The sequence below is a fragment of the Archangium violaceum genome, from assembly GCF_016887565.1.
In the GTDB taxonomy this organism is placed as follows: domain Bacteria; phylum Myxococcota; class Myxococcia; order Myxococcales; family Myxococcaceae; genus Archangium; species Archangium violaceum_B.
Genome location: NZ_CP069396.1, coordinates 5,258,451 through 5,274,616, shown reverse-complemented (window position 1 = coordinate 5,274,616; position 16,166 = coordinate 5,258,451). Strand labels below are relative to the sequence as shown.

Sequence of the window (16,166 nt, the reverse complement as noted above, 5' to 3'; positions counted from 1 at the left end):
GCGCACTTGGACACGTTCAAACGGGACTCCGAGCGCTTCCCGAAGATCGGCGGGCGCTCATCCCTTGACAAGGAGCTTCTCGTCGCGGCCGCTGCAACGCTGGAAGAGGTCGAGGCTCTCCGCGAGCGACTGAGGAAGGAGACCGACCACGAGGCGATGCTCCGCGACGTGTGGAAGGCGGCAGGCGCGACGCACGCCGCCATGGGGGACGACGCGTCCGCGACACAAGGCGGGTCTCGGGGTCGGAGCGCCGTCCTTCGCCGGATCAGCGTCGTGCTTGTCAAGAGGTTGAAGGAAGAGGCCTCTCCCTCGACCTTCGAGCGCATTTTCGGGAGTCTCTAGTCGTAGAGCGCTCGTCCGGGTGTGCTATTGGGCTCGTCCCGAGAGAGCCGACGGGTGACTCGCTCGGTGGTCCCCCCGCCGGTTTGAGGCTCGTCGGCGCTTTCGTCACCGAGGCGGCCGTCACGGACGCGCCCCTGAAGCGGTCGAGGCTGGACGGGGCCGGCTTGCAGCGGCGCACCTTTGGCGAGGACGTGTGGCGCTGCCCGTGCGGAGGGCGGCGCCAGGTGCTGGCACGTCCGTAGAGTCCGCACGCGAGCGGCTCTCGCGCCTGGAGCGGCGTGGGCCGGCGCCTCCCCGGCGTGCCGCGCGGTGGACGTCACGGGCCCCCCGGGCGGCCTGCCTCCTGCCTTGCGGTTGCGACACCGGGCGCCTGTGCCGACGCAGCGCCCCCGCTTACCTGCGACTGTCCACCGCCCTTGTCGGAGCAGCGCGCACGCGTCTGCCGCTCGACGCTGGCGCCGCCTCGCCGCACGCCCTCTTGCCCGGTTTCGTCCTTTGTTCTTCCTCGCCCTTGAAGAAGGGCCCGTCAAGGAAGGCGGTGTCCGCGAGGTTGAGCTTTGGTGCGCCTGTTGCGGCGGGCAACCATGCCTGGGAAGAAGGAGCGGCCAGCCTGAAATGTGCGCGGAACAGTCGGCGCGCGGACGAGCTCCCTGAGCACCGAGGGCCGCAACGTAATGCGCTCGGTCTGAGAGCGGGAGGGGATATATGGGCGCAGACTACGACAGTTGCTGGCGGCACAGCTTTCGGCAAGCCGAAGAGAGCGACTCAGGAGTCGCAGGGGAGGCTAAACGGGGCTGACAGAGCACGGATGTGCTATGTACTTACCAAGGCGGAGCACGCGGCGATCGAGCGCGATGCCGCAGAGTTCTAAGCAGTGAGTCGCTCCATGGTGGAGCATCAGACTACATGTCACGTTGACAAGAGACAAGGTCGGGGATTCATGACAAACAACACTAGGCGGCAGCATTACGTATGGAGGAGTTACCTGTCGGCGTGGGAGGTGGATGGGAAACTTTGGTGTCGTCGCGATGGCAAAGTGTTTGCCACGAGCGCTAAGAATGTTGCCAATGCTCGAGACTTCTATCGACTGAGAGAGCGAGGATGACATTAGCGCCATTAGGCTTTTGACTAGCAGGATAACAGACCCTGAGCTCCGGCATTTGGCTGCCGGTTGGCTTCCTAGCTTCACCTCTATCTTTCACCTCAAGAGAATCTATGAGGCAAGGGGTCGGCGCGATTTGGAGATTGAGCAAGAATTGGAGGTGCAGATTAACACTCTAGAGGAAGGGATTCATTCAGAGATAGAAGGCGACGTTGTCGAGATCGTCGACGAGTTGCGACGGGGCAACTTGGCCGTCCTGAATGACGACGATAATTTCGTATCTTTTGCCCGTTTCATCGCAATGCAGCACCTGCGGACGCCGCTTATGATTGGCCGCATGACCAGGGCCCTTCTGGAATTTCCGCAATTGAAGTGCAATGTCGATGCGATAATGGGCCCACTTCGGGCTGTATATTCGACGACAATGGGCGCTGGCATTTTTTTCCGGCGCACGCTGAGTCAAATCACACTAATAGATGCACCGTCGGACGCGAGATTCATCGCCGGAGATCACCCGCTTGTCAACCTGCGCGCTGTGGAGGTGAATGATGAGCCACCAACAGAGCTGGAGATCTACTATCCTCTCACTCCTTCTCTTGCTTTGATCTTGGATTTTAGCGGGCAGTGCGCGGGTCGTGGACGAAAAACCATTTCTGCGGACGACGTCAGGAAGTACAACGGCATCATTGCTTCGATAGCGTTAGAGCAGGTGTATGCTGCTAGGAGGGCAGATCTTGAGCCGGATAGCGCATAGTGCGTTGAATTGTCGCGATTGCAGAGAGACACAAAACAATCCACGACACTATGGCATCAGGGCCCGAAGAAGTACTCGGCCTCCATGGTGAGGCTCCACCGGGGCCGCCACTCCTCCTCGCCGCACGCCCTCTTGCCCGGTTTCGTCCTTTGTTCTTCCTCACCCTCACCGTCTGGGCGGCACCGCGCTGGGACGTTGCGCTGCGCAACGGTCGAGCGTCAGCCCTGCCCCTGCACATCCCGTATTGCGCAGGAGGAGGCCGACCGGCTCTGGTGAGGATCTGCTGTGTTGCACGTATGTCGCAGGAGCCTGCGGAATGGGCTGAAATGGGGCGAGAAAGGAGGGGACGCGGCGGGATGACGACTCCCAATCATTCCGGGCGGTTACGAGGTAAGGGCGCGATTCTGCTGGGAGTTTCGCACCGCCCGGCGCGGGTTCGATTCCCGCCGCCTCCACCTTCAGAAGCTCTGCAATCTCAAAGGATTGGGGGGCGTGACGTGTCGGGCGACAAGTGGCATCAGAGCGACTTCGCGCTCCATTGCTCGACCATCAGGTCGATGAAGCGCCGCACCTTCGCCGGCAGGTGACGTTTGCTCGGATAGATCGCCATGATCCGGACGTCCTCCGTCTCGAAAGACGGCAGCAGCGCCTCGAGCCGCCCACCCGCCAGGTCTTCGTCGACCAGAAAGCCGGGAAGAGCGGCGATGCCCAGCCCCGCGACAGCCGCGTCCCGGATCGCCTCGCCACTGTCGAGACGAAGGCGGCTTCGCCCCTCCACCTTCACCCAGGAGCCGCCCTTCTGGCGCAGACGCCAACCCTGTCGTCGCGTCCGGCTACTGAATATCAGACAATCATGCGCCGCGAGCTCCTCCAGCGTCTCGGGTTTGCCACGCGCCTCGAGGTAGGAGGGCGCGGCGCAGACGACCGCCCGGTGTTGAGCCACGAGCCGGGAAACCAGGCGCGTATCGGTGCTGGACGCATTGATGCGCACGGCCAGGTCGTAACCTTCCTCGATGATATCCGCGACGCGATCGGTGAAGCTCACCTCCGCCTGCACCTCGGGCCAGGTCCGCAGATAGTCCCGCAGCAAGGGAAGGACATGCAGTCTGCCGAATGCGTCGGGCAGGGTGAGCCGCAAAACCCCCCGGGGAGTGCCCGTGCGCTGACCGACGCTGGCTTCCGCTTCGTCCAGGGCCGCCAGGACTTGCAGGCAATGCTCATGGAAGACACGGCCATCGTCGGTGAGACTCAGGTGGCGCGTCGTGCGATTGAGCAGGCGCACCCCGAGGCGGGATTCCAGCCGGGCCAACGCCTTGCCAGCCGCCGAGCGCGTCAGGCCGAGGGCCTGGCCGCCGCCCACGAAGCTGCCCGCGTCCACGACGGACATGAAGGCGAAGATCTCATCCAGATGGGCGCGTTTCATTGATGGCTTTCCACTGTAGCTCCCGCGTCGCCGGAGAGGGGAACGCCGTTCGTCAATGGACTCGGTATACGAGCGACGTTCCCGGAGCTCTTCACCCGACACCGCCAACTGGAGATCACCCATGCCCGTAACCCTGATCAACCCCGACGGAATCCCGAAGACCGACGCGTACCGATACCGACAGGTGGCGATTGCCACCGGCACCCGGCAGGTGCACATCGCGGGGCAGGTCGCGTATGACGCGAAGGGTCAGCTCGTCGCGCCGGGTGACCTGGCTGGACAGGTGGCGCAGGCCTACCGCAACGTCGCCATCGCCCTTGCGGCCGCCGGGGCGACGTTCAGCGACGTCGTCCGACTGACGTTCTATGTGGTCGACTGGAAGCGCGAGATGATGTCCGACTTCCTTGCCGGCATCGAACAGGTCGCCAAGGAGTTGCAGATCGTGCCAGCGCCGGCATCGCTGATCGGGGTCTCCGTGCTCTTCGAGCCAGGCGTCCTCGTCGAGATCGAAGCCACCGCGGTCGTGGACTGACCAACGCGGCAACCTGGCACGAGCGCCCCACGGCCGATTGACCGCGGGGCGCTCAGGAAACCCAGGATCCGCGACGACGTGTCACCGTGCGGCCTCGTGACACAGGGGCCGGGGGGCCACGTCGTCTCGGGATGCTGTATCCTGGCGCCGCCCGTTCAACCAGGCCGGAGGTTGGACCCATCCCCGAAAGACAAAGGGGGTCCGATGTCCCATCGAAAGAACGAGTCGCTCCCGAAGAATCGCGTGCTGAGGCGCACCCTCTACCGGCTGCTGCTCGCCGCGCCCGTACTCCCACTGATGGCATGCCCCGGGTCCAGCGAGGACTGCGTGAGCGGCCCCGATACCCTGACCGCCGAGGGCATCCAGCGCAATCCGGACGGAAGTCTCTCGTGCGCCAACTGCCCCGAGCACCCACATGGCGCGCGCCTGACAACCTGCGGTGAATCCACGAGCGATGGGGGCGTGAAGGTCGTCTGCACCTACTTCACCTGTAACAACGATGGCCGGCGGCCGGAGGGACTCCAGGAGCCCCTCCTGGGGGAGGCGGACTCCCTGCTCGGCGCCCTTCATGCCCATGTGGCCTGGCTGGAGGCGGCCTCCGTCCCGGCCTTCCTCCGGCTCGCCGACGAGCTCTCCGCCCATGGTGCTCCGGAGGTCCTGGTGAAGGCCGCACGGCGCTCGGCCGCGGACGAGGTCCGCCACACCCGCGCCATGCAGTCGCTCGCCCGGCGCCACGGAGCGCGCATGCCCGAGGTGGACATCCATCCCTTCCAGCCCCGCTCCCTGGAGGCCATGCTCACCGAGAATGCCATCGAGGGGTGTGTGCGCGAGACCTTCGGGGCCCTGGTGACGGCCTGGCAGGCCCGCACCGCCGGTGACGCCGAGGTGCGCCGCGCATTGGGTCCCATCTCGCGCGACGAGCTGCGCCACGCCGAGCTGGCCTGGGCCATCGATGCCTGGGCCTCCGAGTGCCTCACGCCCTCCAAGAGGGACCGCGTCCTCCAGGCCCGCCGCGAGGCACTGCGCACGCTGGAGCACGAGGTGCGCAGCCAGATTCCTCCCGAGCAGCTCGTGCGCGAGGCGGGTCTGCCCTCGCGTGAGCAGGCCCTGAGCCTGCTCCACGGCATGGCCGTGCTGGTCGCTTAGGTCTCACCCCTTCCGTGTAGCGACCCCCATCCTCGAGCTCTCCGGGTAGGGCGTGGCCTTGTCCGGATGGCCCTGGTGAGAGACGGAGGGCGGGAGCGGATGGCGGCCGAGGAACGCGAGCGCCTTCTCGAAGACGGCCTGGTCCGGCCAGCGGACGTGCTCATAGAGGCCGCGGAGCTTGCCGCTGCGACGAGGAGGAGTGGCGTCGGGGGCGGTCGTGGCTCCGTGGAGATCGAGGCTCTGGTACTCGAACGGCCAGGCCTGAGCCTGGAGGGTGTCGATCCACTCCTGCGTGGTGGCATAGGGGACCAGCGCATCACAGAGGTTGCGCATCAAGGCGATGGGCACCTTGCGGGTCCAGGTCATCGGCACGGGACACGGAAGGCGCGTCCAGGGATTGGCGCCCGCGTACTGGGCGATGGCGGCGATCCGATTCGCCCGCCACATGCCGTAGAGCGCCGCCATGTAGGCGCCATTGCTCCAGCCGAACACGTAGATGCGGCGGGTGTCCACCATGCCTCGGGCCACCACCTCGTCGAGGAAATGATCGATGGCGAGCGCGTCGAGATTGGCGGTGGGGTTGCGATACCACTCGTCCCAATGGAAGCCGGTGCCGCTGAGGGCGCCGGCGGGACGGGCGCGCCGACCCATGGGGGAGAGCACCAGGAAGCCGCGGGTCTCCGGATCGCTCGACAGCGCGGCGGTGTCGTGGAGCGCGAACAGCGACTCGCCGAGCGAATAGAGGCTCGCGGGCGTGGCGCGTGAGCCGTGCAGGTGGATGAGGAGCGGCCACTTCCGTCCGGCATTGCCCGGCTGGGCGGCCTGCGCGGGCAGGTTGAGGCAGGCATAGCGGGTCACCCCCTCCTGGATGAAGGAGAGCACCTCGCCACCCTCGGCGCGGGGGCGAAGGGTCACCGGTTCCACGGTCTGCATCGGCGGCGCCCCGTCGACGGAACAGGTGACGGAGATATCGGCCGACGCGGCCTGCGAATGAAACAGGGGGCCGACGAATGACTTCAGCTCGGAAAGGCTTCTGGCCATCTGTTCCCTCGTGTCTTGTCTCCTTGGACCCGCGAGGGGAAAATCCGGGCAACGAGTCTTTTATGCAGCCGTGGTCCACGGCGGTGCCCGGCGTCAGCGCGCTGTCACCCAGGTGCCATGGAAGGTGAAGGGGAAGGCGTGGTCCAACCAGGCCCGGGCTACCGGTCCTGCGTCAGGTACCTTCGCGTCCAGCACCGCCACATACGTCCGGTTGCTCGTGGCATCGTAGGTCTGCACCAGCAGCCAGCCGTCGTCCTCGGCCGAGCCTCCGGCCCGCGGGACGAAGATGGGCTCGGAGGGATGGTGCCCGTCGCCCAGCGTCACCACCGTCTCCGCGCCCGTCTCCATATCCACCTTCACCAGCACGTCATGGGGTCCTCGCCAGGCGTCGGGGCCCGAGTGCGCCGCCACGTACGTGTAGCGGTGGCGCGCCCCGGCCCGCAGCGGCGTGGCACTGGGAAACTCGCAGCGCCGGTCCGAGACCTGCTCGGAGTGCAACATGCCAGCATCCACGTCCAACGTCGCCCGGTGCAGCCGGCCCTGGGCGTCCGTGCGGGTCCAGCCGTGGAGCAGCTCGGCCAGCCACCGGTTGGTGCCGAAGTCTGGATAGCGCACGTAGTCCACATGGAGGCGTCCGGCGTCCTCGAACGCATTGCCGAAGTGCCACGTATGGAAGGGCTCGGCCGGAAAGCGCGCCACCTGGGCGGGCGCATCAATGGGGATGACGAGGACTTCCGTCCCCAGCTCCGGACGCCACTCGAGATTGTCCGACACGCTGCCCTGGCCGAGCAGCACCCGGAAGAGGTGCAGGCGCACCGGCGACACGAAGAAGACCAGGTGGTGGTGGGTGGCGATGAAGTCGTGGACCACGGTCGGGCCGGGCAGGGGCACGCTGCCCAGGCGGCGCACGGCTCCGGCGTCGGGCAGCTCGTACAGCTCGAGCTGGGTGACACGCCCGTAGCGTACCCCGAAGTTGTAGGACGCCCGCCGCGACACCACGGCATGCGGGTGGGCGGAGAAGGTCGGTCCCACCCTGCCTCCGAGGTCCGTCTCCCCCAGGGTGCTCAGGTCCTCCAGGGACAGCTCCGTGGGCAGGGTGGACTCCACCAGGGCGAAGAGCCGTCCGTTCCACACGAAGGGTGAGGTGTTGGCCGCGTTCTTCACCCCGCCGAACAGCCGCCGCCACAGCGAGGGCGCACGGGTGCCATAGTTGGCGTAGAGCACCTGGCCCGCCTCGCGCTCGGCGCGGATACTCGGTGTGTCGATGGTGCGCGCCGCCCCCTGGGCCTGGCCGCCCGCGAAGCGCACCGCCAGCACGCCGCCATCCCCGTCGAACAAATGGCCGTAGCGCTGCCCCCCCACGCCGAATGCCACCGGCCCCACGCGCACCAGGGTCCCGTTCAGCTCCTCAGGCAGTCGGCCCTCCACGCGCATCGGCTCGAAGCCATGGGTCCGAGACAGGTCCCGGTAGGCATTGAGCCAGGAGGGGGGCTCGGCGGAACGGAGGGCGGAGGCGGCACGCGTCATGGGAGCTCCACCTCACCAGGTTGCCTGGGTGTCGGGGACGCAGGGCTGGTAGAGGTAGCCGCTCGCGGTCGGTCCCACGAGGTCGAGGTCGCGGCGGCTCGAGTTGATGTGCCACTGATTCGCGCGGGTGCAGTTCGGGTTGGTGTTGTACTCCACGTTGAAGACCGCCTTGCCCTGCGCGATGAAGCTGTTCTTGAAGAGCTCGCACTCGTCATACTCCCAGCACTGCTCCGTCAGGGCCCAATCGAAGTAGTTCACCAGTTCCGGCGCTTCGGTGTTGTTGCCCTTGAGCCCCACCGACATTCCGAGCGAGTGGGCGAGGTCCGCGATCGCCTTGTTGTAGGCATTGTTCTGGGCCTTGGTGATGGGGAATCCGGAGTCGTTGCTCCAGACCTCCGTCTCATCCGGCTCGATGGCATCGAAGCCCTTGTTCTTGCACCAGTTGATCATCCGGTCCCTCATGATCGGAAGGAGGATGTCCAGCTGGCGGATGTCGAGCCAGTACGAGCCGTCCCAGCCCTCATCCTCGTTGCCAATCACGGACGCCGGGAAGCGCGCCTTGTCCGACCGGTAGTCCTCGTAGACGCCCGCGTCGAAGTAGCAGATCACCACGATGTCCGGTCCGAGGGCGTGAAGCTTCGCCACCGTGTCGGCCGACGTCAGCTCGCCGTCGAGGTCATAAACCGTCTTGTTGGGCAGCACGTCGCGCGGGTAGGAAAAGTCCTGGGAGAGCTGCCAGTGCCAGTGAATGGGCTGCGCGGGAGTGGGGCGCCACCAACTCGTCGGAGTTCCGGCATCGTTCAGGGGTGCTCCCGCATCGCCGGCTCCCCCCGCATCGCCGCCAGCGTCAGCCGCCGCTTCGGTGCTTCCATCGGAGTCCGGGGCGGACGGAGAGCTCTGAACACCGCAGCCGAGCAAGGCACCCAGAGCAAGTGCGGCGACCAGCGAAAGTTTCGACACAGGTGTCTCCATGGAAGCGTCCGGCGCGTTTGAACATGGCGGCCCCGCCTCGCGGTGCGTCTGTAACATACGAAGCATCCGTCATGGGGTTGCAATCGCGGCGCGGGCCCCATGTCGGCTCCACCCACACATCCTGCGACTCTCATCTCTGTCCAACGTGGTTGGCACAAATCAACATACAGATTGAGCCGCGCGGACTGCACGCAGGGCGTCCAGGCGAGCAGCGACAGGGATGGGCTGGATCTTCCGGAGAGCCCTTCGAGGTGACGGGCTTCACAGCGGGCTTGTGCGGCCCGTCACAGCGCTCCCGCCGTGCCTTCCCCAGAATGCGTGTCCATGGAAGCCACGGTGGCTCCTGGTGAACGGATACCGTGAACGGATCCGCACGAAAGATTGTCATGAACCGCAAGCTGTTTGCCTTGAGCACCCTCTCCGCCGCCGTTCTCTCCCTGGGAGCGTGCGGAGGCCCCGACACGCCTTTCACCAACGAGGAGACCGGACAATCCGAGCGGATGGGCATTGGCGTTGCCCGGCAACCCCTCGTCACGGGCCCGGTCTCCGTCGACGCACGGCGCTCCCTGGCCGTGACGGAGAAGGCCCTCGTGAACGGCTTCACGTTGCGCGCGGTGCTCGACAGACTGGCCTCCCAGAGCGGCGTCTCGGGACTCACGGGGAGCCAGCTCTTCAAGCAGCTCTGGGACACGCAGAACCCGAGCCCGGGCCTGACGGTTGGACCGCATTGCAATGACGTCCCCTCGGTGAACGGCTTCCCCTATCGCTGCCGCACGGCCGACGGTGCCCAGGCGCAGAACCCCGATGCCGAAATGGACAGCTATTCGGCGATTGGCCTGTTCAACCGCTTCGATCTGGCTCCGGCCAACGGTGCGGATTGCGGTGAGTACCGGATGGTCTTCGCACGCGCCCCCAGCGGCGCGCGCAACTTCATCATCTTCGAGGCGGTGCTCGCCAACCCGCGCCCCGATCTCGGGCTGGAGGGCTGCCGCCCCATCGCGAAGTTCTGGTCGGATCTCTCCACGAACACCGACGTGACGTCACGCAAGAACGCGCTCGTGAGCTTCTACTTCAATGGGCTCAGCGGGTTCATGCCCGTCGTGCACGTGGAGAACTACGGCGTCCTCGGCGCGGGACGCTCGACGACGGGGCAGGTCCGGACCAACCAGTTCCTCCAGATGCCCTGGCTCTTGCGCGAGTTCAAGCTGAAGAAGACGTGCGGCACGAGCTGCTCCATGGTCTTCCAGCCGATCACGGACAAGACCAACCCCTTCGGCAAGCTCTTCACGTCGGGCTCGACGGAGCCGCTCGCCGCCGAGTTCCAGAACACGTTCTTCCCATCCCAGGTGGCGGCCCTCGCAGTGAACGACCTCAATGCGTTCAACTACGCCGTGCCGGACAAGTTCAACACGGGCGAGAGCGCGGTGGAGTCTTTCGGCACGGACGATTATGACAAGCAGTTCAGCACGACAGGCACGTTCGCCAGCAATATCCAGGCGAAGCTCACGCAGATCAACTCGACCCTCACGCCGGCGCAGATCGTCGCGCGCGCCAAGGCGCTGTCCTGCGCGGGCTGCCACGCGCTCTCGAACAATCAACCGCTCGGCGGCGGGCTCACCTGGCCAGCCTCGCTCGGGTTCACCCACGTCTCCGAGCAGACGGAGCCCGGGCAGGATGGCGAGCGGTTCATCATCTCGAACGCCCTCACGAATGTGTTCCTGCCGCAGCGAAAGGCCGTCCTCGATAACTTCATGAACAACACGCCGAGCCCGAGCGGCGGCGTCCAGAGCGTCATCCAGAGTGGCGTCGCCGCGAATCGATGCCTCGACGTCTCGGGCGCGGGCACCGCGAATGGGACCAACGTCCAGCTCTACCAGTGCAATGGGACCAACGCTCAGCGGTGGATGTTGACGTCGGCCGGAGAGCTTCGCAGCGCCGTCGCCTCGGGCATGTGCCTCGATGTCTCGAACGCCGGGACGACGGACGGGACGAACGTGCAGATCTACCAGTGCAACGGGACCAACGCGCAGAAATGGACCCGCACCGCCGCCGGGGAGTTGCGCAGCGCCCTGGGCTCGAACATCTGCCTCGATGTCGCGAACGCGGGGACGGCGGATGGGACGAACGTGCAGATCTACCAGTGCAACGGGACGAAGGCACAGCAATGGTTCGAGGCACCGCTCCTGCCGAACTCGAACACGGTCAAGGCGGCGGCTCCGGTCCCCATCACGATCCGAGACGTGCGGCTCAACGGTGGGAGCAACACGCTGGTCGGCGCGTCGCGAGGCCAGATGATCCAGGTTGCCGTCGATTACACCATCACCCAGATCAGCACATGCCCCTCGTGCATCGACCAGATCTTGATCGGTCTCCAGACCGGACCGCTGGGATGCGTCTTCGACGGGATTCCGAGCGGCTCCGGCACCTCGGGAACCGGCTTCCTGGGCATCACGGCGCCGACGACGCCCGGCGTCTACTACCTCCGCTTCCGCTACGCCCAGGCCTTCTCGTGTGACACGAGCTGGTGGACGTCCGAGGCGACGCCCAACGACGCGCACAACATCGCCGTCATCACGGTCCAGTAGTCGAAGTTCGAGGGACTCCAACCCGGCCTGGGGCTCGCTGACCCGCTCAGAGAGCCCCACCCAGAGACACGGCACTGGGGAGGCCCTGGTAGTCGATGATCCGGTCGCGTCGCATCCCGAGCCGCTCCGCCACGCGGAGGGAGGGCACGTTCTCCAGGCTGATGATGGCCACCACCGGAACGGGCGCATCGCGCCGCTCCCACCTCGAGGGACACCTCCTGCGGCGGGCCCGCACACGCTCCGAGCCCGTGCCGTTTTCACGCTCGGAGCGCAAAGTCAGAGTAGGGCCTTATGGTCGTCCCCATCACTTGAACCAGTGTGCTCCACGCCCTGTCGGGCGTTTGCTGGAGCAGAGGGGGTCGTACCGTGAAGCGTTGGTCGAGAACGTTGGGCTCGTTGCTCGTCGTGGGGACTCTGTCCGCGGGGTGCGGCGGGGAACCCGGAATGACGGAGGGGCTGTCCTCTTGGGACACGGCTCGCGCGGGGGTGGTGACCAACCCCGCGTTCCTCGTGAAGGACTTCGTATCGCAACCCTACACCACCAGCTCCGCATCGAACCCAGGCTCCTTCACCCGCGTGGGCACGACGGTGTTCTTCGTGGCGACGGACGAGGGCACGGGCACCGAGCTGTGGAAGTCGGACGGCACCGCCGCCGGGACGGTGCTGGTCAAGGACATCCACCCGGGGGTGAACTCGGTCGGCACCCCGAACAGCTCGTCCCCGACCAACCTCATCAACGTCAACGGCACCCTGTTCTTCACGGCCAATGACGGCGTGACGGGAGCGGAGCTGTGGAAGAGCGATGGCACGGCCGCGGGTACCGTCCTGGTGAAGGACCTCACCCCGGGCCCTGACAGCTTCATCGTCGGCACCTTCGGCGCGTTGAACGGCAAGGTCTTCTTCCGGGCCTATGACGGCGTCGAGGACCGGCTCTACCAGAGCGATGGAACGGCCGCGGGCACCGTCCCCGTCCAGCAGGGCACCGTGACGGAGCTCGCCACCCGGCCGAGCGACTTCTTCACCTTCAACAACACGCTCTTCTTCTCGGCCACCAGCTCCGCCGCGGGCGTCGAGCTGTGGAAGACGGATGGCACGTCCGCGGGTACCGTGCGCGTGAAGGACATCTCTAGCGGGACGTCTGGCTCCTACCCCATGGGGTTCATCGCCCTGGGCTCCTACGTCTACTTCTCCGCGCAGGACGCCACCTCCGGCAACGAGCTGTGGAGGACGGATGGGACGACCGCCGGCACGGTCCTGGTGAAGGACATCCAGGCGGGCCCCAGCTCCTCCTCCCCCTATTACTTCGCCCTCTTCAACGGCGCGGTGTACTTCTCGGCGAACGATGGCGTCTCCGGCCTCGAGCTGTGGAAGACGGATGGCACCGCCGCGGGGACCGTCCTGGTGAAGGACATCTGGCCCGGCTCTTCCGGCTCGTATCCCAACACCTTCGCCGTGGTAGGCACGACGCTCTTCTTCGGCGCGCAGGATCCCACCGCCAGCCGGGAGCTGTGGAAGACGGACGGGACGGCCGCCGGCACGGTGCTGGTGACGGACCTCCGCGCGGGCACCAGCTCCTCGAGCCCCTCCCTGCTCACGGCGGCGGGGAGCACGCTCTTCTTCACGGCCACCGATGGTGTCGCCGGGGTCGAGCTGTGGAAGAGCGATGGGACGGCCACCGGCACGGTGCTGGTCAAGGACATCCTGGCGGGCTTCAGCTCCTCGGGCCTGGACAACTTCATCGCGCTGAATGGGAAGCTCCTCTTCGCCGCCAACAATGGCACCCTGGGCAAGGAGCTGTGGCAGAGCGACGGGACGGCCGCCGGCACGGCGGTGCTGCGGGATGTCTACGCGCCACTGCCCGACGGCAATCCGGTCGAGCTGATTGACGCCGATGGCACGCTGATCTTCGTCGCGAAGAATCCGGCCAGTGGCTTCCAGGTCCTCTGGAAGAGCGATGGGACGGAGGCGGGCACGAGCATCATCACCACCACGCCGTCGTCTCCCTCCAAGCTCACCTGGGTCAACGGCACGGCCTTCTTCGCGGCGAGCGCGTCCGGCCTGGGCTACGAGCTGTGGAAGACGGACGGAACGGCCGCCGGCACGGTGCTGGTCAAGGACATCTACCCCGGGGCGAGCTCCTCGCTCTCCTCCACCTCCGTGTTCACCAAGGCCCAGGGACTGCTCTACTTCACCGCCAACGACGGCACCTCGGGACTGGAGCTGTGGCGCAGCGATGGAACGGCGGCCGGGACATACCGGGTCAAGGACATCAACCCGGGCACCGTCAACTCGCTCAGCAACAACACCACGTTCGCCGAGTTCAACGGCAGCCTCTACTTCTCCGCCAACACCAGCACGACGGGTGTCGAGCTGTGGAAGACGGACGGGACGACGGCCGGCACGGTCCTGGTCAAGGACATCTACCCCGGAACCAACTCCTCGCTGGTGAACCTGCCGTACTTCCAGGAGCTGGGCGGGGTGCTCTACTTCTGCGCCGCGGACAGTGTTTCGGGCTCCGAGCTGTGGAAGACGGATGGGACGACCGCCGGCACGGTGCTGGTCAAGGACATCTACCCCGGGACCAACTCCAGCTTCCCCTCCAGGCTCACCCTGTTCAATGGCGCCCTCTACTTCTCCGCCACGGACGGTGTGACGGGGACGGAGCTGTGGAAGAGCGATGGGACGGCCACGGGCACCGTGCTGGTGAAGGACATCTTCACCGGGGCGAAGGAGTCGCGGCCCTCGGGGTTCAGCCGCATCAACAACCAGCTCTATTTCACGGCCACCGACAGCGCCTCGGGGACCGAGCTGTGGAAGACGGATGGGACGACCGCCGGCACGGCGCTGGTCAAGGACATGCTGCCGGGGGGGAGCGGTGGACTCGTCGGCACGCAGGCGCCCCTCCTCCTGGAGCCAGAGGGGTTGTTGCTGTTCACCGCGGCCGATGCGGACTCGGGCGGCGAGCTGTGGATGAGCGACGGCACCACCGCCGGCACGGTGCGGCTCCAGGACATCGTTCCCGGTGCCGTTCCGTCCAGGCCCTCCGGCTTCGTCCGCTCCCAGGGCCTGGTCTTCTTCAGTGCGTATGATCAGACCGGCGCGAGGGATCTGTGGGCGCTGCGGGTGACGGATCTGCTCCCGGCTCCCGCGCCGTGAGCCCATGAGAAGAAGGTGCTCCCGGGTGCTTTCCCAGGCCCGGGAGCACGCCTCACCTGGTACGCGGAGTTGAGTGACAGAGTGAATCGGACCGTGGTTTCCTCGGCCCCATGCTCTCCTGCCAGACCAGACATGCTCCGTCGTCCCAAGGGCTCGGGCTGTTGGCCGTGCTCGCACTCACCCTGGCGGGCCTGTGCTGGCCCGCGGAGGCCCACGCGCAGACCTGGTCCCTGACGACCGCCCAACGCAAGGCCTTCCTCCAGTATTACGCCCCCATCGTCCTCAAGCGCGCCAACGGCAATGACGGCCGTCATGGCTACGATTGGATCACCCAGTTCGACTTCGACCAGGACGGCGACTTCTCCAACAACAAGCTCCACTGGAAGACGATCAACCAGTACGTCGATGCCTCCCGCACCGGCCCCAGCGCGTTCGACCGGTGGCGCATCCGCCCGACGCTCTACTCCTCGCTCATCGAGTTCATGGATGGGGGGAAGAACCTCGTCCTCGTCTATCACATCTATCACGCGCTCGATAAGAACGCGGCGGGCGACTACCAGTTGCATGACTGGGAGCGCGTGGAGCTGCTCGTCAAGAACGTGGTGGGTGCTCCGGGCAGCGGTGAGTCCGTCGCGCATGCCATCGTCACCCAGCACAAGCGCAACGTCATCCGGCAGCAGGGCCACGTCGACCTCAACTTCATGCAGTCCGCCACCGGCAAGCACCTGCTCATCTGGCAGGCGGAGTGGTCGGACAAGCTCCTGGCCGCGCACGGACAGGAGCTGCGCTTCGTCACCGACCCCTACTCCTTCTTCGCCGGCCGGATGTCGACCGCGGGGAACGCGGAGGCCGGGGTGAACAACGACGATGGCCGCAAGAACGTGCACTACGTGTTCGTGCCCGAGGCGTCCGCGAGCGCGGTGACGGCATTTGGCGCACGGCCGCTGAGCTACGCCACCGCGGACCTGCTCGCGAGCCGCTACGACAATGGCAAGACGATCACCTGGCCCAACGTCAAGCGCATCACCTATGAGTTGCAGGATCTCGCGGACATCCTGCCCACGCATTGGCAATACGGCGGCTACCAGACGCACTGGCTGAGCACCTCGCCCATCGACTTCTATCTGGAGAGTCCCGTCGTCAACGAGGCCGGGCAGGCCGAGGTGAGCGCGGGCATGCAGCGCTTCTTCCCCCAGACGCGCGACATCGAGAACGAGGACGAGCGCGAGGGCTACCCCGCGAAGAAGTGGCTCCTCGGCACCTTCGAGCTGAACGCCAGCGCGTCGGACACGGGCGGTGGGGGCTCCGGTGCCTTCCATGACAACGCATGGGCCAGCACCGGGGTGGACTCCCGGGGCCAGACGCGGGCGAGCGCGAGCGGCTACACCACGTCACCCGGCTCCTTCTGGTGGCAGCACGACTACTTCGTGCACTCCGGCACCGTGGACTCGACGGAGGGCGTGGAGCAGGGCTTCTGGCTCCCGGGCGCGTGGTACCTCACCCAGAACGGTGGGTTCGACGGGCGCTGGGTCCAGCTGTTCGATGACCGGCCGGGCCTCGAGTCGGGGGCGGTACGGCCGGAATGA

The 16,166-nt window shown here is 66.3% G+C and carries 13 protein-coding genes; 8 read left to right on the top strand and 5 right to left on the bottom strand.

Annotated elements, in window-relative coordinates; genetic code table 11:
- The first annotated feature begins 6 nt into the window (after positions 1–6).
- From JRI60_RS21570 to JRI60_RS21560, 3 genes are all read left to right on the top strand, one after another.
- Positions 7–342: a hypothetical protein gene (locus JRI60_RS21570; RefSeq protein WP_204229511.1), complete on the top strand. Its 336-nt coding sequence runs from the start codon at positions 7–9 to the stop codon at positions 340–342.
- 83 nt (positions 343–425) lie between these two features.
- On the top strand, positions 426–584 hold the full coding sequence (locus JRI60_RS21565) for a hypothetical protein (RefSeq protein WP_204227719.1): 159 nt from the start codon (positions 426–428) through the stop codon (positions 582–584).
- Between the two features lie 996 nt (positions 585–1,580).
- A complete protein-coding gene (locus JRI60_RS21560) occupies positions 1,581–2,198 on the top strand; it encodes a DUF4238 domain-containing protein (protein ID WP_239470648.1) in 618 nt (205 codons plus the stop codon).
- 517 nt (positions 2,199–2,715) lie between these two features.
- On the opposite strand, the gene JRI60_RS21555 is transcribed toward JRI60_RS21560, so the two are convergent.
- Positions 2,716–3,621 (bottom strand): LysR family transcriptional regulator, encoded by a 906-nt coding sequence (locus JRI60_RS21555; RefSeq protein ID WP_204227717.1) that lies wholly within the window; start codon positions 3,619–3,621, stop codon positions 2,716–2,718.
- Positions 3,622–3,742: 121 nt separating this feature from the next.
- Here JRI60_RS21555 and JRI60_RS21550 point away from each other — a divergent pair, with 121 nt between their 5' ends.
- Both JRI60_RS21550 and JRI60_RS21545 read left to right on the top strand, forming a co-directional pair.
- Entirely contained in the window at positions 3,743–4,153 is a 411-nt protein-coding gene (locus JRI60_RS21550; RefSeq protein ID WP_204227716.1) for a RidA family protein, read from the top strand.
- A 204-nt stretch (positions 4,154–4,357) separates the two neighbouring features.
- Positions 4,358–5,299: a ferritin-like domain-containing protein gene (locus tag JRI60_RS21545; protein ID WP_204227715.1), complete on the top strand. Its 942-nt coding sequence runs from the start codon at positions 4,358–4,360 to the stop codon at positions 5,297–5,299.
- A 3-nt stretch (positions 5,300–5,302) separates the two neighbouring features.
- Here the strand turns inward: JRI60_RS21545 and JRI60_RS21540 are convergent, their stop codons facing one another.
- The 3 genes from JRI60_RS21540 to JRI60_RS21530 form a co-directional block, all read right to left on the bottom strand.
- Entirely contained in the window at positions 5,303–6,340 is a 1,038-nt protein-coding gene (locus tag JRI60_RS21540) for a hypothetical protein (protein WP_204227714.1), read from the bottom strand.
- A gap of 93 nt (positions 6,341–6,433) precedes the next feature.
- On the bottom strand, positions 6,434–7,867 hold the full coding sequence (locus JRI60_RS21535; protein ID WP_204227713.1) for a carotenoid oxygenase family protein: 1,434 nt from the start codon (positions 7,865–7,867) through the stop codon (positions 6,434–6,436).
- Between the two features lie 12 nt (positions 7,868–7,879).
- A complete protein-coding gene (locus JRI60_RS21530; RefSeq protein WP_204227712.1) occupies positions 7,880–8,839 on the bottom strand; it encodes an endo alpha-1,4 polygalactosaminidase in 960 nt (319 codons plus the stop codon).
- A 386-nt stretch (positions 8,840–9,225) separates the two neighbouring features.
- Between JRI60_RS21530 and JRI60_RS21525 the strand changes: the two genes are divergently transcribed.
- The gene (locus tag JRI60_RS21525; RefSeq protein WP_204227711.1) at positions 9,226–11,424 is read left to right on the top strand and encodes an RICIN domain-containing protein; all 2,199 of its coding nucleotides are present in this window, start codon (positions 9,226–9,228) and stop codon (positions 11,422–11,424) included.
- Between the two features lie 46 nt (positions 11,425–11,470).
- Here JRI60_RS21525 and JRI60_RS54560 read toward each other — a convergent pair whose 3' ends face one another.
- Positions 11,471–11,596, bottom strand: coding sequence for a hypothetical protein (locus JRI60_RS54560; protein WP_275439439.1), 126 nt, complete (start codon positions 11,594–11,596; stop codon positions 11,471–11,473).
- Between the two features lie 272 nt (positions 11,597–11,868).
- Between JRI60_RS54560 and JRI60_RS21520 the strand changes: the two genes are divergently transcribed.
- On the top strand, positions 11,869–14,580 hold the full coding sequence (locus JRI60_RS21520; RefSeq protein ID WP_204227710.1) for an ELWxxDGT repeat protein: 2,712 nt from the start codon (positions 11,869–11,871) through the stop codon (positions 14,578–14,580).
- Positions 14,581–14,690: 110 nt separating this feature from the next.
- Entirely contained in the window at positions 14,691–16,166 is a 1,476-nt protein-coding gene (locus JRI60_RS21515; RefSeq protein WP_204227709.1) for a hypothetical protein, read from the top strand.

Excerpts from the sequence above, each read along its gene's own strand:
- JRI60_RS21525 (WP_204227711.1), top strand. The coding sequence starts at position 9,226 with ATGAACCGCAAGCTGTTTGCCTTGAGCACCCTCTCCGCCGCCGTTCTC.
- JRI60_RS21535 (WP_204227713.1), bottom strand. The coding sequence starts at position 7,867 with ATGACGCGTGCCGCCTCCGCCCTCCGTTCCGCCGAGCCCCCCTCCTGG.
- JRI60_RS21515 (WP_204227709.1), top strand. The coding sequence starts at position 14,691 with ATGCTCTCCTGCCAGACCAGACATGCTCCGTCGTCCCAAGGGCTCGGG.
- JRI60_RS21555 (WP_204227717.1), bottom strand. The coding sequence starts at position 3,621 with ATGAAACGCGCCCATCTGGATGAGATCTTCGCCTTCATGTCCGTCGTG.
- JRI60_RS21550 (WP_204227716.1), top strand. The coding sequence starts at position 3,743 with ATGCCCGTAACCCTGATCAACCCCGACGGAATCCCGAAGACCGACGCG.
- JRI60_RS21545 (WP_204227715.1), top strand. The coding sequence starts at position 4,358 with ATGTCCCATCGAAAGAACGAGTCGCTCCCGAAGAATCGCGTGCTGAGG.
- JRI60_RS21530 (WP_204227712.1), bottom strand. The coding sequence starts at position 8,839 with ATGGAGACACCTGTGTCGAAACTTTCGCTGGTCGCCGCACTTGCTCTG.
- JRI60_RS21520 (WP_204227710.1), top strand. The coding sequence starts at position 11,869 with ATGACGGAGGGGCTGTCCTCTTGGGACACGGCTCGCGCGGGGGTGGTG.
- JRI60_RS21540 (WP_204227714.1), bottom strand. The coding sequence starts at position 6,340 with ATGGCCAGAAGCCTTTCCGAGCTGAAGTCATTCGTCGGCCCCCTGTTT.